At 67.5% G+C, this 21,338-nt stretch carries 17 protein-coding genes; 8 read left to right on the forward strand and 9 right to left on the reverse strand.

Annotated features, from left to right (window positions below; translation table 11 throughout):
- The first annotated feature begins 126 nt into the window (after positions 1 to 126).
- Positions 127 to 1,047, forward strand: a complete 921-nt coding sequence (locus V9E98_02460) for a hypothetical protein (GenBank protein ID MEI2715854.1) — start codon at positions 127 to 129, stop codon at positions 1,045 to 1,047.
- Positions 1,048 to 1,059: 12 nt separating this feature from the next.
- Here V9E98_02460 and V9E98_02465 read toward each other — a convergent pair whose 3' ends face one another.
- Positions 1,060 to 1,968 (reverse strand): transporter substrate-binding domain-containing protein, encoded by a 909-nt coding sequence (locus V9E98_02465; GenBank protein MEI2715855.1) that lies wholly within the window; start codon positions 1,966 to 1,968, stop codon positions 1,060 to 1,062.
- 125 nt (positions 1,969 to 2,093) lie between these two features.
- Between V9E98_02465 and V9E98_02470 the strand changes: the two genes are divergently transcribed.
- The 3 genes from V9E98_02470 to V9E98_02480 are packed head-to-tail and all read left to right on the forward strand — an operon-like array spanning position 2,094 to position 4,392.
- A complete protein-coding gene (locus V9E98_02470; protein ID MEI2715856.1) occupies positions 2,094 to 3,254 on the forward strand; it encodes an NADP-dependent malic enzyme in 1,161 nt (386 codons plus the stop codon).
- A 5-nt stretch (positions 3,255 to 3,259) separates the two neighbouring features.
- Positions 3,260 to 4,222: a zinc-binding dehydrogenase gene (locus tag V9E98_02475; protein MEI2715857.1), complete on the forward strand. Its 963-nt coding sequence runs from the start codon at positions 3,260 to 3,262 to the stop codon at positions 4,220 to 4,222.
- Positions 4,222 to 4,392 carry a DUF6104 family protein gene (locus V9E98_02480; protein MEI2715858.1) on the forward strand — a complete coding sequence of 57 codons (171 nt, stop codon included), beginning with the start codon at positions 4,222 to 4,224 and terminating at the stop codon, positions 4,390 to 4,392. Before V9E98_02475 ends, V9E98_02480 begins: the two co-directional genes overlap by 1 nt.
- Before the next feature lie 8 nt (positions 4,393 to 4,400).
- Here the strand turns inward: V9E98_02480 and V9E98_02485 are convergent, their stop codons facing one another.
- From V9E98_02485 to V9E98_02500, 4 genes are all read right to left on the reverse strand, one after another.
- Positions 4,401 to 5,627: a hypothetical protein gene (locus V9E98_02485; GenBank protein MEI2715859.1), complete on the reverse strand. Its 1,227-nt coding sequence runs from the start codon at positions 5,625 to 5,627 to the stop codon at positions 4,401 to 4,403.
- 25 nt (positions 5,628 to 5,652) lie between these two features.
- Positions 5,653 to 9,426, reverse strand: coding sequence for a multifunctional oxoglutarate decarboxylase/oxoglutarate dehydrogenase thiamine pyrophosphate-binding subunit/dihydrolipoyllysine-residue succinyltransferase subunit (locus tag V9E98_02490; GenBank protein MEI2715860.1), 3,774 nt, complete (start codon positions 9,424 to 9,426; stop codon positions 5,653 to 5,655).
- Between the two features lie 84 nt (positions 9,427 to 9,510).
- Positions 9,511 to 10,299 carry an ABC transporter permease gene (locus tag V9E98_02495; protein ID MEI2715861.1) on the reverse strand — a complete coding sequence of 263 codons (789 nt, stop codon included), beginning with the start codon at positions 10,297 to 10,299 and terminating at the stop codon, positions 9,511 to 9,513.
- A complete protein-coding gene (locus V9E98_02500) occupies positions 10,296 to 11,207 on the reverse strand; it encodes an ATP-binding cassette domain-containing protein (GenBank protein MEI2715862.1) in 912 nt (303 codons plus the stop codon). The genes V9E98_02495 and V9E98_02500 overlap by 4 nt, the downstream gene beginning before the upstream one ends.
- A gap of 76 nt (positions 11,208 to 11,283) precedes the next feature.
- On the opposite strand from V9E98_02500, the gene V9E98_02505 reads away from it, so the two are divergent.
- Positions 11,284 to 12,615, forward strand: coding sequence for an FUSC family protein (locus tag V9E98_02505; GenBank protein MEI2715863.1), 1,332 nt, complete (start codon positions 11,284 to 11,286; stop codon positions 12,613 to 12,615).
- On the opposite strand, the gene V9E98_02510 is transcribed toward V9E98_02505, so the two are convergent.
- From V9E98_02510 to V9E98_02525, 4 genes are read right to left on the reverse strand one after another with little or no spacing between them, the layout of a single operon-like run.
- Complete coding sequence (locus V9E98_02510) at positions 12,605 to 13,288, reverse strand: CbiX/SirB N-terminal domain-containing protein (protein ID MEI2715864.1); 684 nt, start codon at positions 13,286 to 13,288, stop codon at positions 12,605 to 12,607. The genes V9E98_02505 and V9E98_02510 overlap by 11 nt on opposite strands.
- Positions 13,285 to 14,550, reverse strand: a complete 1,266-nt coding sequence (cobA, locus tag V9E98_02515) for a uroporphyrinogen-III C-methyltransferase (protein ID MEI2715865.1) — start codon at positions 14,548 to 14,550, stop codon at positions 13,285 to 13,287. Before cobA ends, V9E98_02510 begins: the two co-directional genes overlap by 4 nt.
- Complete coding sequence (locus V9E98_02520) at positions 14,532 to 15,260, reverse strand: phosphoadenylyl-sulfate reductase (GenBank protein ID MEI2715866.1); 729 nt, start codon at positions 15,258 to 15,260, stop codon at positions 14,532 to 14,534. Before V9E98_02520 ends, cobA begins: the two co-directional genes overlap by 19 nt.
- Entirely contained in the window at positions 15,257 to 16,930 is a 1,674-nt protein-coding gene (locus V9E98_02525; protein ID MEI2715867.1) for a nitrite/sulfite reductase, read from the reverse strand. Before V9E98_02525 ends, V9E98_02520 begins: the two co-directional genes overlap by 4 nt.
- 445 nt (positions 16,931 to 17,375) lie before the next feature.
- Between V9E98_02525 and V9E98_02530 the strand changes: the two genes are divergently transcribed.
- The 3 genes from V9E98_02530 to V9E98_02540 all read left to right on the forward strand — a co-directional run bounded on the left by V9E98_02530 (position 17,376) and on the right by V9E98_02540 (position 21,328).
- Positions 17,376 to 18,413 (forward strand): iron ABC transporter substrate-binding protein, encoded by a 1,038-nt coding sequence (locus V9E98_02530; protein MEI2715868.1) that lies wholly within the window; start codon positions 17,376 to 17,378, stop codon positions 18,411 to 18,413.
- Positions 18,394 to 20,124, forward strand: a complete 1,731-nt coding sequence (locus tag V9E98_02535) for an iron ABC transporter permease (protein MEI2715869.1) — start codon at positions 18,394 to 18,396, stop codon at positions 20,122 to 20,124. The genes V9E98_02530 and V9E98_02535 overlap by 20 nt, the downstream gene beginning before the upstream one ends.
- 151 nt (positions 20,125 to 20,275) lie before the next feature.
- Positions 20,276 to 21,328, forward strand: coding sequence for an ABC transporter ATP-binding protein (locus tag V9E98_02540; protein ID MEI2715870.1), 1,053 nt, complete (start codon positions 20,276 to 20,278; stop codon positions 21,326 to 21,328).
- Positions 21,329 to 21,338: the final 10 nt, after the last annotated feature.

Below are 21,338 nucleotides of genomic sequence, written 5' to 3' on the forward strand. Positions count from 1 at the left end.
CCGCGCCGACCCGCCGACCCGCGCTGGCGCGCGCCAGCCGGAACCCGTCAGCCGCCGTCAGCAACCGTCGTCACCCCCACTCAACTGAAGTGCGCCTCCCGCCGCCGGGGTGGGTAGTCTCCGCGCATGTCCCGTGCTGTCGTGATCATGTCCGGCGGCGATGCCGCGACCCCGTTCACTACCCCTGCGGCGGGGTGCCGGACAGGGCTGGCCGCAGGCAACACCGACACGGCGTTGCGCGAGTACCTGCTCGGCGAAGGACACCAGGTCTACACGGCCCCCGCACAGAACGGGCGCGGTGTCGTCACGGATCCCGATCCGGAGAGTTTCGGCGCGTTCGGCGGACAGCCAGAAGTCCTCGCCGAGCAGTACACGGTCAACTCTGACGGGGATATCGATCTCGCGGGCGAGCAGCTGGCGCGGTTCGTCGGGTTGCTCCACTCGCGGTACGGCGTCACCGAGGTTGACTTCGTCGGGCACTCCAACGGCGGACTGTTCGCCCGGGCCGCGATCCGTACCATGCAGCTGCTCGAGATCCCCGTGCGCACGCGGTCGCTCGCGACCCTGGGCACCCCGTGGATGGGGACGTTCCCGCTGCGGTGGGCGTTCGGGGAGATCCCGGACGCCGCCCTGATGGGTCAGGAATTCGCCACCAGGTTCGCGCAGGGGTTCAAGGACCGCGTGGGCGAAGGAGACCTGGGGCTGGCGCAGGAGAACACCTACCACTACCTCGTGGGCCCTGGCCGCTGGAACGAGCACGCCATCGGGGTGCTGGACGACATCCCCGTCCATATGATCGGCGGAACTTGGTTCGAAGCCGACGAAGGAGACCCGGAGTTGTGGCCCAATGACGGCCTGGTGTCGCGGTTCAGCGCGCTGGCTCAGGGGCTGCCCCCAGAAGTCGCGCCCCGTCGCTCTTCCGCGAGCTTCCACGTGACCCACAGCATCTTCGTCGCGGATCTCATCGGGCAACCGTGGCAGACGGGCATGACCTGGAATCCGGACGTGCTGGCGTCTGTCGCTGAGTTCCTGGCGGCACAGCACTGACCGACCCCGGGGTCAGGGCTGTCGTGTCGGCCTCGCCCAGCGGATAGAGGCCCGTTCGACCCCGCCCCGGGCGACGTTCCACTTGCGCAGGATGCGCTCGTAGCGACCGTCATCGATGAGCTGCTGCACGGCTCCCTCGACAGCGCGTGCCATGTCGGGAGCCTGGGGTGGGGTGAGCATTCCGAACGGTGCCCGGTCGAAGGGGCGTCCCGACAGGCGCAGTCGGCGCGGATTCTGGGCCACGACGTGAGTAGCGACGGGGATATCGGTGAGCATCCCCGACACCCGATCGGTGAGCACGGCGCGCGTCACCTGGTCCTGGTCGGACAGGGCCTCGATGACGATGGGCGGTGAACCTGCTTCCCGACACTGACGGCTGATCCCGCTCAGCGTGCGAACCTGCGTGGAGCCTTCAAGTGCCGCCACCGTCCGGCCACACATGTTTCCGGGGCGCAAACCTGGATCGGAGCGGCTGGCCACCACCTGATCGGCGGAGTTGAAATACACAACCGCGTCGGCCCGGGCGGACTCCCCCTTATCCAGCGTCAACGCCGACACCGCCATCTCGATCCGATCGGTGCGGACCCCGTCGACCAGTGCGGTGAAGGCCTCCTTCTCGAATCTCACGCTGAGCCCGAGTACCTCCGCGACCGCATTCGCCAGGTCGATGTCGGCCCCGGCGAGGCCTTCACGATCCATGAACTCCATCGGCGGATACGACGGATCGGTGCCGACCACCAGAACGCCGTCCGCAGCGATCGCCGGTGGCACAAGCCGCGCGATCGCCGGCACTTCGCCTTGCTCGGGGCCCTCGGGCTCCGGGCCCGGTCCGCTGGCACATCCCGATGTGGTCACTGCTACGACGGCCAGGGCGACCGTCACCGCCGCCGTGAAACGGGCGCGGATGCCAGCCTCTGCCACGTGTGCGAGCATGGCACAGGTCTGGATCACCCGTTTTCCGGGCCCGTTTGGGAGGATCACGAGTGCGCCGAGAGCCCCCCACCGCTGCGACTCCGCATGTCAGCAGCGGTGATACTGGCAGGATCATGGATTTCAGCAACGATCCCGCGTTCCCTTTGCACCACGGTGGCAAGATCGAAGTTCGGCCCACCGTCCGGATCAGGGACAACGAGGGCCTGTCGTTGGCCTACACCCCCGGTGTAGCGCGCGTTTCCCAAGCGATCGCGAACGAGCCCGCGCTGGTCCATGACTACACCTGGAAATCGAACTCCGTCCTGGTCGTCACCGACGGCACCGCGGTCCTTGGACTGGGGGATATCGGTCCGGCCGCCTCCCTGCCGGTCATGGAGGGCAAGGCGCTGCTCTTCAAGGAGTTTGCCGGTGTCGATGCTGTGCCGATCGCTCTGACCTGCACCGACGTGGACGAAGTTGTCGAGACCATCGTGCGCATCTCGCCGGCGTTCGGCGGAGTGAACCTCGAAGACATCGCGGCGCCTCGATGCTTCGCCATCGAGACGCTGCTCCAGGACCGTCTCGACATCCCCGTGTTCCACGACGACCAGCACGGCACAGCGATCGTGGTCACCGCCGCCCTCATGAACGCGGCCCACATCACGGGACGGACCCTCGCCGACCTTCGTGTCGTCGTCTCCGGCGCCGGTGCCGCCGGGGTCGCCGTCACCAACATGCTGCTCGACAGCGGGATCGGCGACATCGCGGTCGCGGACTCCAAGGGACTCGTGACGATGTCCCGCGACGACCTGACGCCCGTCAAACGGGCTCTGGCCGAGCGGACCAACCGCTCGGGCCTGTCCGGGGCCCTGTCGGATGCCATGGCCGGCGCCGATGTCTTCATCGGCGTCAGCGCCGGCAAGGTGCCGGAGTCTGTGGTGGCCACGATGGCTCCCGACGCCGTCATCTTCGGCCTCGCCAATCCGGACCCAGAGGTCGATCCGTTGATGGCCGAGAAGTACGCGGCCGTCGTGGCGACAGGGCGCAGCGACTACCCCAACCAGATCAACAACGTGCTCGCATTCCCGGGTGTCTTCCGTGGGGCCCTGGATGTCCGCGCAACGCGCATCACCCCGCGCATGAAGGTCGCGGCGGCTGAGGCGATCGCCGGCGTCGTCGGGCATCAACTGTCGCCCACCATGATCGTGCCCAGTCCGTTCAACCCCCGGGTCGCCGTCGAGGTCGCCGGTCGGGTCGCCGCCGCCGCTCGAGCCGACGGCGTCGCCCAGATCTGAGCGCGATGTTTGCCGTCTACGCCGAATCGTTCGACGACCAGGACCCCTTGCGCGGACTCGTGGTGGGCGAGCAACCGCGACCCGAACCACGCCCCGGCTGGAGCGTCATCCGGGTCCAGGCCGCCAGCGTCAACCACCACGACGTCTGGACCCTGCGAGGTGTGGGGATCACCGAGGACCGGTTGCCGATGATCCTCGGCTGCGATGCCGCCGGACTCGACGCAGACGGTGACCCAGTACTGCTGTACTCCGTCATCGCCGACCCTACCTACGCGGACGAGAGTATGGATCCTGGCCGCAGCCTGCTCTCCGAGGTGTATCCGGGCACCTTCGCGGACTACGTGTCCGTTCCGGACCGCAACGTGATCCCACTGCCAGCGGGCTTCAGCATGGCCGAGGCGGCCTGCTTACCCACTGCGTGGCTGACCGCCTATCGCATGCTCGCCACCCGGTCGGGGCTGGAGCCCGGCGACACAGTCTTGGTACAAGGCGCCGGGGGCGGTGTGGCCACTGCGTGCATCGTCCTCGGTCGTCTGATGGGTCTGAGGGTGTGGGTCACCTCCCGCGATCAGGGCAAGCGCGCGGGTGCGCTGGAACTCGGTGCGCATGAGGCCTTCGAATCCGGCGCCCGACTGCCCTATCGTGTCGACGCCGTCATGGAGACGGTCGGCGCCGCCACGTGGGATCACTCCCTGAAGTCGTTACGCCCGGGTGGGCGCATCGTGGTGTCGGGTGCCACCTCCGGACCGAATCCTCCGGCTGACCTTTCCCGGGTCTTCTTCAAGCAGTTGGAGGTCGTCGGCTCGACCATGGGAACCCGAGACGAACTCCGGCGACTCGTATCCCTGCTGGAAGTGACCGGTGCCCGACCCCTCATCGAACGAGAAATGCCGATGACCCAGGCCCCCGAAGCGTTGCGAGCCGTCGCCGAAGGCCATGTCTTCGGCAAGATCGTGTTGACCCGCTGATGTACGACTCGGACCGCGGCATCGAGGAACTACTCACCCGCCGCGAAGGTGAAGAGGTGAGCATCGAATGGTTGGCGGCCCAGATGCGCGCGTTCGTCGACTCGCACCCGACCTGGGAGGACGGGATCGGTCGCTTCGCTGTGTTCCTGGCACGCGACGATGACGAGTGACGCCAGCCTCAAGTGCCTTCCCCAGCCGGCCCGAGGATCTGTTCAGGTGTCCCCGCCGGTGCCAACTCCGTGAATCCCGTCCGAGCCGCGTGACCCAGAACCGCCGGTGATGGGTGCGTGAACACAGTCCGCACGCTCACCGAGTAGGCGCCCACGTTGCGGAATACGACGAAGTCGCCTTCAGCCACCGTTCCGTCAACCCGAAGTGCCAACCACTCGTCCGGCATCGGAGAGCTGCCGGCCACGTCGAAGTGGTCGTGTCTGAGCGGTGTTTCGCACCGTGAGGTGGCGAGCACGTGAACCGGGAAGTCGGTTCTTCGGGTGTTGGGACTGGTGTGGAAGATGCTGCCCGCCACCACGGCCACGGGCCGACGTGGGCCGGGCTTCACATCCATGACCCGCGACACGAGAGTCATCGCGGTGGTCACCAGCGCCCTGCCCGGTTCGATCACCAGGGTCGGTCGGGGCGTCGCCTCGCGAAAGGCCTGTCTCAGTGGTTCTCCGACAGCGCGGGCGTAGTCGGCAGGCGTGGGCTTCGGCCCGGGGGCGGTCCACTGCTCGGAGGACTCCTCGTAGAACCCGCCCCCGATGTCCAAGAACCCCGGACTTCCGGTGCGGAAGACATCACTCGCCACTTCCAGCAAGGCGGTGATCCGGCGCCGGAACTCCGCGGGGTCGCCCCCGAGTAGGTGGCAGTGCAGCCCTTCGATTCGCAGGTTCTCGGGATCCGCCAACGTGGCCACGGTCTCTTCCCACTGCGCTCCCCGGGGCACCAGTCCGAGGCGGCCGGCGGGTTCGCCGGGCGCGGGAAGATCGCAACGGATCCCCACGTCGAAACCGCGGCCGGGGTTGGACCGGGCTGTTTCCGCGACGATCCGAGCGTCACGCGGGGAATCGATGATGACCGTCGCTCCGGCCACCAAGGCCTCGACGACTGATCCCGCGGCGCGGCCCGATCCGTTGTAGATGACATCTCGCGGGTTCACTCCGACATGGCCGGCGAGCCACCACTCCATGGGTGAACAGACCTCTGCCCGCACACCCAACTCGGCCATCGCCTGACAGACGGCGGGCAGGTTGTTCGCCTTGTACGGAAAAGCGATGACCGTGTCCGGGTATTCCGTACGGAACGCCTCGCGCCACACTTCGACGTTGGCGCGGAGCCGATCGAGGTCGAGCACGAAGAACGAATCACCGTGGCGTTCGCTCAGGTCCTGCGCCTTCCGCCAGTCCATGCCGGTAAGCCACGGTGGCGGTAGCTCAGGCGAACGCGGCAGCAACAAGCGCCTTCTGTTCGCGTTCGTGCCTGCTGTGGGACCCGACGGCGGGCGAGGATGAGGAGGGGCGCGTGATGCCCTCGATCGTGCGTCCGGTCACCTGGGGCAGGTTCATGGAGACGAACTGCCAGGCCCCCTGGTTCGCCGGTTCCTCCTGCACCCAGCGCAGGTCCGCGTTCGGGAATCGATCGAGTGCGGGTGGAAGTGTGCGCCACGGCACGGGGTACAGCCGTTCGATACGCACGATGGCGGTGTCTGTTGCGCCGCGCTTGTCCCGTTCGGCGACGAGGTCGTAGTAGATCTTGCCGCTGCACAGCAGGACCTTGCGCACCTGTTCCGGCGCAGCCGTATCGTCCCCGATCACCGCACGGAATGTCCCGGAGGTGAAGTCCGAAGTCGCCGACGTCGCGGCCTTGGAGCGCAGCAGGGACTTGGGCGTGAAGATGATCAGTGGGCGTCGGATACGCGAGTACACCTGCCAGCGCAAGAGGTGGAAGTACGACGCGGGAGTAGACGGGATGGCCAAGGTCATGTTGTCCTCGGCGCACAACTGCAGGAACCGTTCGACGCGCGCGGACGAGTGGTCCGGACCCTGGCCCTCGAAGCCGTGCGGCAGCAGCAGGGTCACGCTCGACCGCTGCCCCCACTTCTGCTCGCCGGACGAGATGAACTCGTCGATGATGGTCTGGGCGCCGTTGGCGAAGTCGCCGAACTGGGCTTCCCACATCACCAGGGCATCCGGGCGCACCACCGAATAGCCGTACTCGAATCCCATGGCCGCGAACTCGCTGAGCAGGGAGTCATAGACAAACAACCGGCCACCGTTGGCGTAGCAGTGCTTGAGCGGCTTGTACTGCCAGCCGGTCACCTTGTCGACGATCACCGCATGACGGTGCCCGAATGTGCCTCGGCGCGAGTCCTGGCCGGCCAGACGCACCCACTTGCCCTCGTGGACCAATGACCCGAAGGCGAGCGCCTCACCCAGACCCCAGTCGATGCGATCCTCGGCGACCATGCGCACGCGGCGATCCAGTTGGGTTGCCAGGCGTGGATGGACCGTGAACCCCTCGGGCATGAGTTGCTGTGACTCGAGCACGAGATCGACCTCGGCCGGGGTGATGGCGGTCTCCACTTCGGCCGCGGGACGCTGGGGTTTGAGCGCCTGGGTCCCCTCGCGCTCGACTTCGGCGGAGGTGGGCGTGAACGACTCCGACTGCCCGATCGAGTCGCGGGTCGCCTGGAACACCTCTTCGAGACGGTGCTGGAAATGGCGCAAGGCCTCTTCGGCCTCTTCGACCGTGATGTCGCCGCGCCCGATCAACTGCTCCGTGTAGTTCTTCCGCACCGACCGCTTCTGGTCGATGATCGCGTACATCAACGGTTGGGTCAGCGAGGGGTCGTCGGCTTCGTTGTGGCCCCGTCGGCGGTAGCAGACCAGGTCGATGACGACATCCTTGGCGAATCGCTGCCGGAACTCGAACGCGAGTTTCGCGACCTCGACCACAGCCTCGGGATCGTCGCCGTTGACGTGGAAGATCGGTGCCTGGATCATCCGCGCGACGTCCGTGGAATACACCGACGAGCGGCTGTACTGCGGCGACGTGGTGAAACCGACCTGGTTGTTCACGACGATGTGGATCGTGCCACCTGTGCGATAGCCCTGCAGCTGGGACAGATGCAGGGTCTCGGCGACGACACCTTGCCCCGCGAAAGCGGCGTCGCCGTGCATGAGCACCGGCAGCACGTCGTGTCGACGGTCCTTGGGCAACTGGTCCTGCTTGGCGCGCACGATGCCTTCGAGCACCGGGTTCACTGCCTCGAGATGGCTCGGATTGGCCGCCAGGTAGACCTTGGTACTGGCACCGTCGGGCGCGCGGAACTCCCCGGAGGTTCCCAGGTGGTACTTGACGTCGCCCGATCCCTGCACCGACTCTGTGCCGTAGTTGCCCTCGAACTCGGCGAAGATCTGGCCGAACGACTTGCCCGCCATGTTCGCGAGTACGTTGAGCCGTCCACGGTGTGGCATTCCGATGCAGATCTCCTCGATGTCATCATGGGCGGCGCAGTCCATGACGGCGTCGAGCATCGGGATGACCGACTCGCCGCCTTCGAGGCTGAATCGTTTCTGCCCGACGTACTTCGTGTGCAGGAATGTCTCGAAGGCCTCGCCTTCGTTGAGTTTGCGCAGGATGCGCAGCTGCTCCTCGCGGGGGACACGCTCATGCGGGATCTCGACGTGATCCTGGATCCATTCCCGCTGATCGGGGTCCTGGATGTGCATGTACTCGATGCCGACGGTGCGGCAGTACGAGTCGCGCAGCACGCCAAGGATCTCCCGCAGTTTCATCAGCGGCCGGCCCCCGAACCCACCGGTCGCGAACTCCCGGTCGAGATCCCACAAGGTCAGTTCGTGGGACATGACCTCGAGGTCGGGGTGGGTCCGTTGGTGGTATTCCAGCGGGTCGATGTCGGCCATGAGGTGACCGCGTACGCGGAACGCGTGGATCACTTCTTGTACCCGGGCGGTCTTGCTGAGGTCGGTGTCGTGGGTCGCCGAGATGTCGCGGGACCAACGCACCGGGACATAAGGGATGCGCAGTGCCCGGAAGATGTCGTCGTAGAAGTCCTCTTCGCCCAGCAGCAGGTGGTGGACCCGGCGCAGGAACTCGCCCGATTGTGCCCCCTGGATGATGCGGTGGTCGTAGGTCGAGGTCAGCGTCATGACCTTCGACACGGCGTTGCGGGCCAAGGTCTCAGAACTCGCCCCCTGCCACTCGGCGGGGTAGTCCATGGCCCCGACTCCGACGATGACTCCCTGCCCGGGCATGAGGCGCGGGACGGAATGCACCGTGCCGATGGTGCCGGGGTTGGTCAGCGTGATCGTGGTGCCTGCGAAGTCCTCGACGGTGAGCTTGCCTGTGCGCGCCTTGCGCACGATGTCTTCGTAAGTCGCCCAGAACTGGGCGAAGTCCATGGATTCCGCACCCTTGATGCTGGGCACGAGCAGTTGCCGAGTGCCATCGGGCTTGGGCAGGTCGATCGCGAGTCCGAAGTTCACGTGGGCCGGAGTGACGACGGCGGGTCGCCCCTCGACCTCCGTGAACGAGCTGTTCATCTCGGGCATGGACTGCAGCGCCCGGACGATCGCGAACCCGATCAAGTGGGTGAAGGACACCTTGCCGCCGCGGGCCCGCTTGAGGTGGTTGTTGATGACCGTGCGGTTGTCGAACAGGAGCTTGACCGGGACCGCTCGGACGCTGGTCGCGGTCGGGACGGTGAGAGAAGCCTCCATGTTGGTGACCACGCGAGCGGCGGCGCCACGCAACGGCGTGGACTCGGATTCGGTGGCGTTGTCGGGCGGGGCCACGATCTTGGGCAGGATCATCGTGGCGGGCTCGGGGGCGAGGATCCGCTCGCCGTCAGGCGCAGTCGGTGACGGCATCGGAGGATGCGCGATGGGGATCGGCGGTGACTCCGGCGGAGCGTCCGGTGTGGGAGCGAGTGCCTCGGCCGGAGGGATGATCACCGGTGCGGGGGCGGCTACCAGGGGTTCGCCGGTCGCGGCGTCGGTGACGGTCGCGACATCCTTCAAGGCGGCGTCGCGCAGCATCTGGTAGGACCCCGGTTTGTAGTCGGCGAAGAAGTCCCACCACGCCGGATCCACCGAGTCTCGGTCCTTGAGGTACTGCTCGTAGAGCTCATCGACCAGCCACTCATTGGGGCCGAAGGGGGTTGCTGGGGTGGTTTCGGCTGTCACGCGCCGACCTTTCTGGCTCGCTGCGGCTCGTGGCTCCAGGGTAGACCGTGGTGCGGTTGTCCGAGGGGGCGGCAGCCGCGTGGGTCAGGTGATGTCCCGCCGCAGAGTCGTCAGTCCCGCCAGGGCTGCCAGCACCGCGGCGTAGGCGAGGAGAAGCGCAGTGGCCGGCCCTGGTGCCAGGGCCTCGGACCATCCGCCGTCCGCTCCGAGGATGGCCGCGGCCGCGCCCCCGGGCAGCCAGGGACCCCAGTCCGGCAGGAACGCCGAGATCACGGATTCCGCGACGAAGATCCATAGCAGCGCCAGAACCACTGCAGCGATCTGGTTGGTGATCAGACCACCCAGTGCCACGCCGATGATGGCGAACAAGCCATACGCGAGCGCCGCTCCGGCCGTCGTGCCCGCGATCTGGGTCCAGTCGAAGGGGGCGTGGGGGGTGGGAACCAGGAGAAGGGCGACCCCAACGACCACGGTGGCGGTGACCAGCGCCAGGAGTCCCCCCAACAGCGCGTTGACGATCGCCTTGGCGGCGATCACGAGGCTGCGCCGCGGTTCGGTCAGGAACGTATCGGTGATCGTCTCGTGGCGATATTCGCCGGTGAAGGACAAGATCCCGAGGATCAGCGCCACGACGGTCGCCGAACCGATCGCAGGCCACAGGACATCCAGTGCCGCCGGGTCGGTGAAGTCCATCTCCGCCAGAGGTTCCCCCGTCTCGGGATCGACGGCGGTGGCTACGAGGATCAACGGCAGGGAGAGCAGTCCTGCCATCACGGCCCCGATGATCATGAGGATCCACCACGCCTTGGTGGATCGGACCTTGACCCATTCGCTGCGGATCAGGGCCCACAGATCCGCGACGAACCCGATCATGGCGTGTCTCCCCGACGGTCGGTCGTCAGCCGCAGGAAGACCTGTTCGAGTTCCTCGGACTGCGTGGTCAGTGCATGGATCTCGATGTGATCCCGCCATGCGAGGTGTCCCACTTCAGCCGCCGTCAGTCCCGTGACCATGAGGTGTTCGTGTTCCTGTCGGGAGGTACCGCCTGCGGCCACCACGGCCGTGGCCAGGCCGGTGAGGTCCGGACCCGAGACCGACACGATGGAGTCGTCTCCCAGCACGTCGCCGAGTGCTCCGGCCCGCACGAGCCGACCGCGATCGATGATCACGACATCGTCGACGGTCTGCCGCACTTCGGCGAGCAGATGGCTCGACACCAAGATCGTGCGGCCTTGGCTCGCCAACTCCCGCAGGAACCCGCGCAGCCACGCGATCCCCGCAGGGTCCAGACCGTTGGCGGGCTCGTCGAGCACCAGCGCCGCCGGATCGGGAAGCAGGGCCATGGCCAGTGCCAGACGCTGGCTCATGCCGAGCGAGAAGCCGCCGGCCTTGCGGTTACGCGCGTCGGCCAGGCCGACGAAGTCGAGCATCTCGTCGACCCGACTGGTCGGCAGTCCCAGCGCGACGGCCCGGGTACGGAGGTGATTACGGGCGGTCCGAGATGGGTGGAAGCCCGACGCCTCCAGTGCGGCACCCACGACCGAGGTCGGTCGGGGGACCCGGAGGTAGGGCTGACCCGCCACTGTCGCGGTGCCCGACGTGGGTCGAACCAGTCCGACCAGACACCGCAGAGTGGTGGTCTTGCCGGCGCCATTGGGTCCGAGGAATCCCGTGATGCGTCCGGGTTCGACCCGGAACGTCAGGTCGTCGACCGCCAGCACGCCACCTGCGAAGCGTTTGGTCAGACTCGTGACCTCGAGCGGCGTGGGAGCGACGGTCATCCCCGCACTGTAGAGGCTGCCGGACGCGGTCCTCGATGGCCACGCGCAGGTTCGGCTCCCTTGGCAGACTCGACACATGCCCGTGGTCCTGCGTCAACTCGTCGAGGTAGCGCCAACGGTGTCCACGTGGCCATCGGCCGCGCGGCGTGGGGGGATCATGGCTGCTCTGTTGGCGGTCGGGGCCATCACGGGTCACTTCGAGGCGGGGATCGCCGCGACGACAGGTGCGTTGAACATCGCCTTGCTGGATGCTGCCGTGCCGCGCCGGGTGCTGGCCCGCGCGCTGTGGCTGTGTGTGATCACGACGACGCTGGTCGGGTTCCTGGCTGTGATCGTCGGCGACACGGGGTGGCTGATCCCGTTGCTCGCAGTCCTGGCGTTCCTGCAAGGGGCGCTCGCGGGAGCCGGTCTGGCCGTCGCGAACGCCTCCATCGCGAGCATGATCACCGCCATCTTGTTCAGCGTCGTGCCGGGCAGCCTGACCGAAGCGGTGGTGCTGGCCGGCTGGTTGTGTCTGGGGGCCGTGGTGGAGACGGTCGTCGCGCTGGTGGCGTGGCATTGGGAGCGCCAGGGGCTGGTTCGGAGGCAAGTCGGTGTCGCGCTGGAGTGGGCGGCGCGGGCACCGGGAGGACCGGATGTCCAGCGTTGGGCGACGGCAGCCCGCGAGACGATGGGCACCGCTCACCTGAGCACGGCCGAGCGAGCACAGTTCGAGCGACTGCTGGCGATCGCCGAGACCCCTGGTGATCAGCCCGCGGATCTGCGCAGTGCGGGGCGTCGACTGCGCCGCATCCCCGGGGCGCCGTTGGGGGAGGGCAACTCGGGGCGTGCCGTCACGGCGCTCGAGCGCAGCCCGGCAGTCTCAGTCGATCCGGCTGTTGGTCGAGGGGGGCGCGCAACAGGAGATCGGCTGGATGACTTGCTGGGGTTGCTGCAGCCCGGCACCAGGTCCTTCCAGGCCGGCATCCGGCTGGCGGTGTTGATGGTCGTCGGTGCCGGCGCGGTCGCGTACTTCGCGATTCCCCAGGGGCACTGGGTGTTGTTGGTGTTCGCGCTCGCGGTCCGAGCCGACTACTCCGGAACTGTCGCCAGTCTCATCGCCCGGGTCATCGGAGTGCTGGCGGGGGTGCTGCTGTTCCAGGCGGTGGTCATCATCAGCGATGGCGGCCTTGTCGTCCTGCTGCTCCTTGCGGCGCTGAGTGGGGTCCTGACGTGTCGATGGTTGTTGGGCAATGCGACGCTGTTCTTCGCCTGGCTGACGGTCTTCGTCAGCGTGCTCGTCGACATCGCCGACCCGATCTCACCATTCGGGACCCAGCGAATCGTGGCGACCATGGTCGGCGCGGCGATCGGTCTGGTCGTGGCGGTCGGGTGGCCCGGCTGGCGCAGGGCCGGCGTCACATCGTGAGTTCTCCCACCAGGCGCGACAGGCAGTCGGCGAAACCTCGGGTGTCACCGAGGACCCGCGTGGTCCTCGCGCCTGAGGTCGCTGCTGCGGCGCGGATCCGATCGGCGATCACACCGTCGGCGGTCAGGACCGGCACGACAGTGCTGTGTGGTCGCACGACATCCGGTACGTCCCTCGGCGACAGGGCCACCGTGGCAGACGCGATCGCGGGCTGCTCGAGGAGTCGGTCGGCGAGCCGCGAGAACCGCGTCACGACCTCTGGGCGGGAACTTCCTGCCCCCGCGAGCACGAGATGAGTCCCGTCGCCCGCGACCTCGCGGACCGCATCCGCGAACAGCACGGGCTCGGGGGGCGGGACCAGCGCGATCCGCGATCCGTTTTGTGCCAGTAGTGGCGGGATGTCGTTGTGCCAGTGGAATCCCGCCGTGAGGAGGAGGGGGATCACCACCGCGGTGTCGGCGATGCCCGCTCGCAGCACTTGCTCGGCGCGCGGATGGTCATGCTCCAAGAACGCTGCCGTGACGGTGCGTCCGAGCGCGATAGCCATGCGGCGTGCGGCGCCCTGGATCGATCGGGCGTGGCGGGGGTCGGGACTGCCGTGGGCGATGAGAACCACATCGGTTTTGGACGAGGCTGAGATCGACGTGATCCGCTCAGGGGTGACGGTGGTCATGGGGCACCGCCGTGGCGGGCATCGACGGAGATGGCGGCCAGTGGACCCAGCTGCTCGGCGAGGCCGGCCACGGCACCGACGACCACGACGGCGGGCGACGACAGCTCCGCGCATTCAGCGCGCTGGGCGACATCGGCCAAGGTCCCGACGACCGTGCGCTGGTGCACTGTCCAGCCCTCGCTGACGACGGCCGCCGGAAGATCCGCGGGCCGCCCGGCGCGGATGAGTTCGGACGCGGTCTCGGCGAGGTGGCGCACGCCCATCAGCAGGATCAGTGTCGTGTCGTCAGGTGTGGCCGCGGCACGCCGCACCACCTCTGCGGCGCCATCGTGGGCAGACAGGATCAGCGTGGACGTCGACAGGCCGCGATGCGTCACCGGGATGCCGGCGGCAGCGGGAACGGAGATGGCCGAGGTCACGCCCGGCACCACCTCAACAGGTACTCCCGCGCGCACGCAGGCGAGGGCCTCCTCGCCGCCGCGGCCCAGTACGAACGGATCGCCCCCTTTCAAGCGCACCACGACATCGCCCTGCTCGGCCCGCTCGACGATGAGCTGGTCGATCTCGTCCTGCGGCATGGCGTGCCGGCCCGGCGACTTGCCGACGTCGATGATCTCGACCTGGGGGTCGAGGTGGTCCAGGACAGCCACCGGAGCGAGCCGATCGGTCACCACGACGTCCGCGAGGGACAGCACCAGGCGGGCTCGCACTGTCATCAGGTCGGGATCCCCGGGGCCACCCCCGACGAGAAACACACGGCCGCGACCCCTGCGATGGCGGCGCACCGGCAGCAGCCCTTCGGCGCAGAGGTCGGCGATGACATCTCGCAGTGCGACGGCTCGCCGCGGATCCTGGCCGCCGGAAACGGCGAACTGCACCCCGTCGACGGTCGTCGCTGTCGCCGCCGCCCATGCGGGTGACCTCTCGGCGTGTCCGGCGCGCACACTCCAGATCCGGGCCCTGTCAGCCTCGGCCACGATGGCCTCGTCGATCGCCGCGTCACCGGTGCATGCCTGCACCAGCCAGTTGTCGGCGGTGTCGCCCGCGGCGAACTCCCGGCGCAGCCAGCGCAGGTGCTCCCGTTCCGCGAGATCGATGAGGTCCTCGGTCGCCCAAGGGCTGATGACCGTGACAGCTGCCCCGGCGGCGAGCATCTGCTCCGCCCTGCGTTGCGCTACCGGTCCGCCACCGACGACCAGCACCGCGCGATCGGTGAGGTCGAGGAACAGTGGGTAGCCCCGGTTCATAGGTGCAGTCCGCACTCGACCTTGGCGCGTCCCTGCCACCGGCCGGATCGTGCATCTCCACCGTCGGTGACGGGACGGGTGCACGGCGAGCAGCCGATGGAGCGGTAACCGAGCTCACGCAAGGGGTTGTGCATGATCTGGTACTTCTCGATGCAGGCGTCGATCATGTCGTCGGTGAATGCGGCGAGCGGATTGATCTTGACGATGCCGTGCTTGTCGTCCCACTCCACCAGGGGGGTGTCAGCGCGGCCTGAGTGGTCGCTGCGCCGCAGGCCGGTCGCCCAGGCGTCGTAGTTGCGCAGAGCATTGGCCATCGGTGCGGTCTTGCGCATCGCGCAGCACAGGTCGGGGTCGCGCTGCCACAGGTCCTCGCCGTACCGATGGTCCTGCTCGGCCACGGTCAGATCGGGCCGCAGGGACCGGACGTTGACCGGGTGGACCGCGGCGATGGCGTCACGCAGTCCCAGGGTCTCGGCGAAGTGGTAGCCGGTGTCGGCGAACAGCAGGTCCACACCGGGCAGGGCCTTGGCGCCCAGGCAGGCCATGACGCCGTCGGAGAACGACACGGCAACAGCGATACGGCCGACGCCCAGCCGCACCCCGAACCAGGACAGTAATCCCACGGGGTCGGTCGAGTCGTCGAACAAGAACCTGGCTTCCCCAATGAGGGACTGCAGTTCCTGCTCCGATCGCTGCGGCGGAGAGAGGGTGATCTCGACGCTCATCGCAGGGACTCCTCGTCGGCGCGCACGGTCCATTCGGCGAAGGACTCGTCGTCGTGTCGGTCGGCCAGGTAGTTGCCGAGCAGTCGGTCGACGTAATCGGGGAGATCGTGGGCTGCCAGGCGCAGCCCGCGCGGGGTTCGACCGAAACCGGATTGCTCCCCGAGCGAACCCCCGAGGTGGACTTGGAATCCCTCGGTCTGCTCACCGTCGGCGTCGGTGGCGAGCACTCCCTTGAGCCCGATGTCTGCGACCTGGAAGCGGGCGCACGAGTTGGGGCAGCCGTTGACGTGGATGGCCAACGGCAGATCCCACTGCGGGCGTCGGGACTCCAGTTCGGTGACGAGGTCGGCGGCGCGCCCCTTGGTTTCCGTGATGGCGAGCTTGCAGAACTCGATGCCGGTGCACGCCATCGCAGAACGCCGGAACTGCGACGGTCGAACTCGCAGTTGGAGTGGTTCGAGTTCGTCCGCCAGTGCTTGCGTGCGGTCGCCGGGAACGTTGAGGATCACGAACTTCTGGTGGGCCGTCAGTCGGATGAGACCGGTTCCGTATTCGTCGGCCAGATCCGCGATACGGGCCAATGTCGTCCCGGAGATCCGTCCGACCGTGGGGGCGGCACCGACGTAGTAGTGTCCGTCGCGCTGCTCGTGGATACCGACGTGGTCGCGCTGACCGGCAGGAACGGCCGGCGGTGGTGGGCCATCGATCAGTGGGCGGTGCAGGTACTCGGTTTCGAGGACTTCGCGGAACTTCTCCGGCCCCCAGTCGGCGACGAGGAACTTCAGCCGGGCCTTGTTCCGCAGTCGTCGGTAGCCGTAGTCGCGGAAGATGCTGATCACGCCTTGCCACACATCGGGCACGTCCGACAACGGTACCCAGGCTCCCAGGCGAACACCCAGCTTCGGCACCGTCGACAGGCCGCCCCCCACCCACAGGTCGAAACCCGGACCGTGGTCGGGGTGGACGACGCCGACGAACGACACGTCGTTGATCTCGTGCGCGACGTCTTGGCGGGGGGATCCTGATATCGCGGTCTTGAACTTGCGCGGCAGGTTGGCGTACTCGGGGTCACCGATGTAGCGGCGCAGGATCTCGTCGATGGCTGGTGTGCCGTCGATGATCTCGTCGGCTGCGACGCCGGCTACGGGGGAACCGAGAATCACGCGCGGAGTATCTCCGCACGCTTCGGTGCTCCCCAGCCCGACGGCCTCGAGGCGCCGCCAGATCTCCGGCACATCCTCGATCCGGATCCAGTGCAGTTGGATGTTCTGGCGATCGGAGATGTCGGCGGTGTCGCGGGCGAACTCGGTCGAGATGGCGGCAATGACGCGGGCCTGCTCCCCGGTGAGCGAGCCTCCGTCGCTGCGCACCCGCATCATGAAGAACTCGTCGTCGAGTTCCTCAGGTGGCAACGAGGCGGTCTTGCCTCCGGGGATTCCGGGCTTTCGCTGCGTGTACAGCCCCCACCAGCGCATTCTGCCGCGCAAGTCGTCGGCGGGGATCGATGCGAAGCCCTTCTTGCTGTAGACCTGCTCGATCCTGGCACGCACGTTCAAGCCGTTGTCGGCGGCTTTGAACACCTCGTTCTCGTTGAGAGGTTCGGTCTGGCCCAAGGCCCACTGGCCCTGAGGCTTGGCAATGCGGGCCGGTTTCGTCGGGGTCTTGGTCATGGGGTCTCCGCTGCTGGTTCGGGGACGCCCGGTACTCAGGGGGTCAGCTCATCGTCGGGGACGGGGGCTGAGGGGGCCCGAGCGCCGCACGTCCATGGGGACGGGGCTCAGGCACAACACAGGCAGCGACACATGACCGCACCGGCGGCCATGGGCATCACCGAAACGGCGACGGTTGCTGTCTGCACCCGTGAAGAATGCCCCATGACGGCGCCCGGGTCAACGAGGGATGGCCCCGGACCCGCGGCGAGGGGGTCGAACGACGGCATGGTGGAAGGGAGTCGTCGAGGGGATCAGGTGGGGACGAGCCAGGGAATTCGGAGACTAAGGGTTACCTAAGTTATGGTGTGCGGCGAGCCTGGGGGCAAAGAGGCGCGGCAGTGCCGGAGGGCCGGCAGTGCCAGAGGGCCGGAGGGCCAGAGGAAAGTCTGAGAGGAAGAGTCCCGTGAATCGTGTGCTCGCTGCCGCAGCAGCCGTCCTGTTGCCGATGACCGTTCTCACCGCGTGCTCCACGGCACCGGAAGCCGGGCCAGGCGAGTCGGCTGCTCCCGCGGACATCACCGTGTACTCGGGCCGCACCGAGAACCTCATCGGACCCATCATCGACCGATACGAGCAGGAGACGGGCACTGCGGTCGACGTCCGCTACGGCGACTCCGCGGACCTCGCGCTGCTCATCGAGCAGGAGGGTGATCGCTCGCCCGCGGATGTCTTCATCTCGCAGAGCCCCGGGGCCATCGGGTACCTCGCCGACAAGGATCTGCTGACCACTGTCGACGCAGAGACTTTGAGACTGGTGGACAAGGACCTGCAGAACAAGGACGGACAGTGGGTGGGATTCAGCGGCCGGGTGCGCGCGCTGGTCTACAACACCAACGAGGTCGACCCCAAGACCCTTCCGGCGTCGGTGTTCGATCTGACGAAACCCGAGTACGCGGGCAAGGTCGCCGTTGCCCCCACGAACGGATCCTTCCAGGACTTCGTCACGGCGATGCGGCTGCAGGAAGGCGACGCCGTCGCGGAGGAATGGCTGACAGGCATGGCCGACAACGACTCTCCGACTTATGCCGACAACACGTCGATCGTGCAGGCCGTTGCTCGCGGCGAGGCCCCCATGGGCCTCGTGAATCACTACTACAACGAGCGTCAGAAGCTCGAGGACCCGGCCAGCCCCACTGCGAACTACTTCTTCGAGTCCGGCGATGTCGGCTCTCTGCTGATCACGACCGCGATCGGAGTGCTGAAGTCCAGTGACAACCAGAAGCAGGCCCAAGATCTCGCTGCGTTCCTCCTGGCGGACGAAGCGCAGGAGTTCTTCAGCAGTGAGACCTTCGAGTATCCGCTGGCGAAGGGCGCCAAGGCGAATGCCGAACTGCCCGCGTTGGAGGAGATCAACGTGACGACCTTCGACCTGGACAGTCTGGGCGGGGGATTGGGCGCCACACTTCAGATGATCGAAGCCAGTGGTCTCACCACTTCCTGAGGCCGCGGACTTCCCTGAGGACGCGGACTTCCCTGAGGACGCGGACTTCCCTGAGGACGCGGATTTCCCTGAGGCCGCGGACTTCCCTGAGGACGCGGACTACCAGGCGCACCGGGAACACCTGGCGCCTCTGCCTCGCCCGAAGCCCCCGCGGAACCGGCGCGCCGGGCCAGTTCTGTGGGTCACCGTAGCGGCGGTCGCGCTGCTCTTCAGCGCGCCGTTCCTCTACCTGTTAGTCGGTGCCGCGGACTCCGGGTCGCGCGCGGTGGAAACCCTGCTGTCGCCCGAGATCCGTCGGCCGTTGGTCAACTCGTTGCTGCTGGCGACGACTGTGTCGGCCATGACCATGGTGGTGGGAACCGGCCTCGCGGTACTCGTCGGGCGCTCGGATGTGCCCGGGCGGGGCCTGTGGCGGGTTCTGCTCGCTCTTCCGCTGGTGATCCCGACTTTCGTGGGCGCCACGGCACTGATTGCGGCCACCGGTCGCGGTGGACTGATCCCGGTCCTCCCCCGACCTGAAGGTTTCTGGGGGTCGTTCCTCGTCCTCGTCGTGTTCACGTACCCCTACGTCTTCCTGCCTGTCTTGGCCAAGACCGCGACGACCCCAGCGTCAGCGGAAGAGGCGTCCCGACTCCTGGGACGGGGCGGCTGGACGACAACCGTGCGTGTCCTGCTGCCCCAGTTGTGGCCCGCCATCGCTGCGGGTGGGCTGCTGGTGTTCCTGTATTGCCTGAGCGAGTTCGGCGCCGTGGCACTGTTGCGATTCGACACCGTGACGCGAGCCATCTACTCGGCGCGGCTGTTGGACCGGCAGTTGTCGTTGACGTTGGGTCTCATCCTGGCCGTCATCGCCCTGGCGGTCTCCTTGCTGATGCGCCGCGGTGGGGAGCCCTTCACGGCCGCCGTCGGCCGGGGCGGCTCCCGCGCCACGATCAGTCTGCGCCGCCTCAAGGCCCCCGCCGCGATGCTCTGCGCGATTCCCGTGCTTCTGGGGGTCATCGCGCCCGTCGCCGTCTTCCTGACCTGGATGCTGCGGGGGTCGACGACCGTGGGTGTGGGGTACTCGGGGTGGGGGGACGATCTGACTTTCCTCGTGCAACCGGTCATCGGTTCCACTGTCGCTTCTGTAACGGCTGCCGTGGCGGCCGTGCTGGTCACCCTGCCGGTTGCCTTCGCTCAAGTGAGACGCCCTTCGCGATGGTTCGACCTGGCCGCCGGTATCGTCACATCGGTCTTCGCGATCCCGGGGCTGGTGGTTGCGCTGGCCCTCGTGGCCTGGGCGGTCGGCGCACCCGAGGTCTTCGCTCCGCTGTACCAGAGCTTCCCGCTGCTGATCCTCGGATACGTCCTGCACTTCGGAGCCCAGTCTCTGCGCGGTGGGGCCGCCGCACTCTCAGGCGTTGCGCCCCGTTTCGACGAGGCCGCTGCGCTGCTGGGGGCAGGTCCGCGGCGCCGTTTCCTGACCGTCGACCTGCCCATGGTCCTGCCGGGATTGCTGGCCGCCGGCGGGCTGGTGCTGCTGTCCACCATCAAGGAACTTCCGGCCACGCTGTTGCTCGCGCCCATCGGGTTCGAAACCCTGGCGACCACGATCTGGGGTGCCGCCACCGATGGCTTCTACGCCGAGGTCGGGGTCTCCTCACTCGTGCTCATCGCGCTCTCTGCGCTGTTGACCTGGGCACTGGTGCTGCGGGGGCAGTCGCGACGGTAGCCGTTCGCGGACGCCACCGACACTGGGCGGTTAGGCTTACCTAATCCGACCGGACGCGGAACCGGACGCGGAGATCCGACCGGACGCGGAGATCCGACCCGATGCCGGTAGAGCCAGTCGGCGGGAGCCAGCCGAAAGAGAGGGGAGCGGGGTGAACGAGCAGTCGGGCCTGTCGATCCAACGGGTGTCGAAAAGGTTCGGCGACTGCGTTGCCGTTGCCGATGTCTCCGTCGACCTGCCTGCGGGTCAGCAGTTGGTGCTGTTGGGCCCTTCGGGTTGCGGCAAGACCACCTTGCTGCGCATGGTCGCCGGGCTCGAGGTCCCCGATGCCGGGGTCATCTCCATCGGCGGTGAGTTGGTCAGTGAACCCGGTCGGGCGGTGCCCCCCGAGCGCCGCCGTGTGGGGATGGTCTTCCAGGACTGGGCCCTGTTCCCCCACATGTCCGTCGCTCGGAATGTGGCCTATGGGCTGAATCGGGCCCAGGTGCGTGCCGGTCGCGCCCAGCAAGCCCTCGAGCTGGTGCACATGGACCACTTGGCGGATCGCAGTCCCCACGAGTTGTCCGCCGGTCAGGCTCAGCGGGTAGCGCTCGCGCGTGCGATCGCGCCACAACCGCGACTGCTGTTGTTCGACGAGCCTTTCTCCAGCCTGGATGCCGAGCTTCGGGTCAGCTTGCGCAGCGAGGTCGCCGCGTTGATGCGAGATGTGCAGATGACCGCCGTCTTCGTCACGCACGACCAGGAGGAGGCCTTCGTGCTGGGCGATCAGGTGGCCGTCATGAACGAGGGACGCGTCATCCAGGTCGGCACTCCGGCGCAGATCTACAGTGAACCGGCCACCGGCTGGGTGGCTTCCTTCGTCGGCGAGGCGAATCTGCTGGCTGCCGAGGTCAACGGACGCGTGGCGACCACGGTGCTGGGCGACCTTCCGTTGCGCAGTGGGGATGTGGGGCCCCGCGTTGTCCTCGCTCGACCCGAACACATCTCGCTGACCAAGGCTGGTCCCGGATCACCCGGCACTGTCACGGCGATCGAGTTCTACGGCCACGACACCTCTTATCGCGTCGAGGTCGCGGAGACCCCGGTCGTGGTCCGTGTTCCGGCCGGACCTGCGCATCGAGTCGGTGATCAGGTCGCTGTGACCTACAACGGGCCGGATGCCGTCACTTTCGCTGCGACGACTGGCCTCACCGGCACCCCCTGAACCGGGCCGA

The sequence above is a fragment of the Candidatus Nanopelagicales bacterium genome (assembly GCA_037045355.1).
In the GTDB taxonomy this organism is placed as follows: domain Bacteria; phylum Actinomycetota; class Actinomycetes; order S36-B12.

What these genes read in the sequence shown, in the direction of transcription:
- V9E98_02505 (MEI2715863.1), top strand. Translation starts at nt 11,284, where the DNA reads ATGCCCGTGGTCCTGCGTCAACTCGTCGAGGTAGCGCCAACGGTGTCC.
- V9E98_02480 (MEI2715858.1), top strand. Translation starts at nt 4,222, where the DNA reads ATGTACGACTCGGACCGCGGCATCGAGGAACTACTCACCCGCCGCGAA.
- V9E98_02470 (MEI2715856.1), top strand. Translation starts at nt 2,094, where the DNA reads ATGGATTTCAGCAACGATCCCGCGTTCCCTTTGCACCACGGTGGCAAG.
- V9E98_02495 (MEI2715861.1), bottom strand. Translation starts at nt 10,299, where the DNA reads ATGATCGGGTTCGTCGCGGATCTGTGGGCCCTGATCCGCAGCGAATGG.
- V9E98_02520 (MEI2715866.1), bottom strand. Translation starts at nt 15,260, where the DNA reads ATGAGCGTCGAGATCACCCTCTCTCCGCCGCAGCGATCGGAGCAGGAA.
- V9E98_02525 (MEI2715867.1), bottom strand. Translation starts at nt 16,930, where the DNA reads ATGACCAAGACCCCGACGAAACCGGCCCGCATTGCCAAGCCTCAGGGC.
- V9E98_02460 (MEI2715854.1), top strand. Translation starts at nt 127, where the DNA reads ATGTCCCGTGCTGTCGTGATCATGTCCGGCGGCGATGCCGCGACCCCG.
- V9E98_02475 (MEI2715857.1), top strand. Translation starts at nt 3,260, where the DNA reads ATGTTTGCCGTCTACGCCGAATCGTTCGACGACCAGGACCCCTTGCGC.
- V9E98_02510 (MEI2715864.1), bottom strand. Translation starts at nt 13,288, where the DNA reads ATGACCACCGTCACCCCTGAGCGGATCACGTCGATCTCAGCCTCGTCC.
- V9E98_02500 (MEI2715862.1), bottom strand. Translation starts at nt 11,207, where the DNA reads ATGACCGTCGCTCCCACGCCGCTCGAGGTCACGAGTCTGACCAAACGC.
- V9E98_02485 (MEI2715859.1), bottom strand. Translation starts at nt 5,627, where the DNA reads ATGGACTGGCGGAAGGCGCAGGACCTGAGCGAACGCCACGGTGATTCG.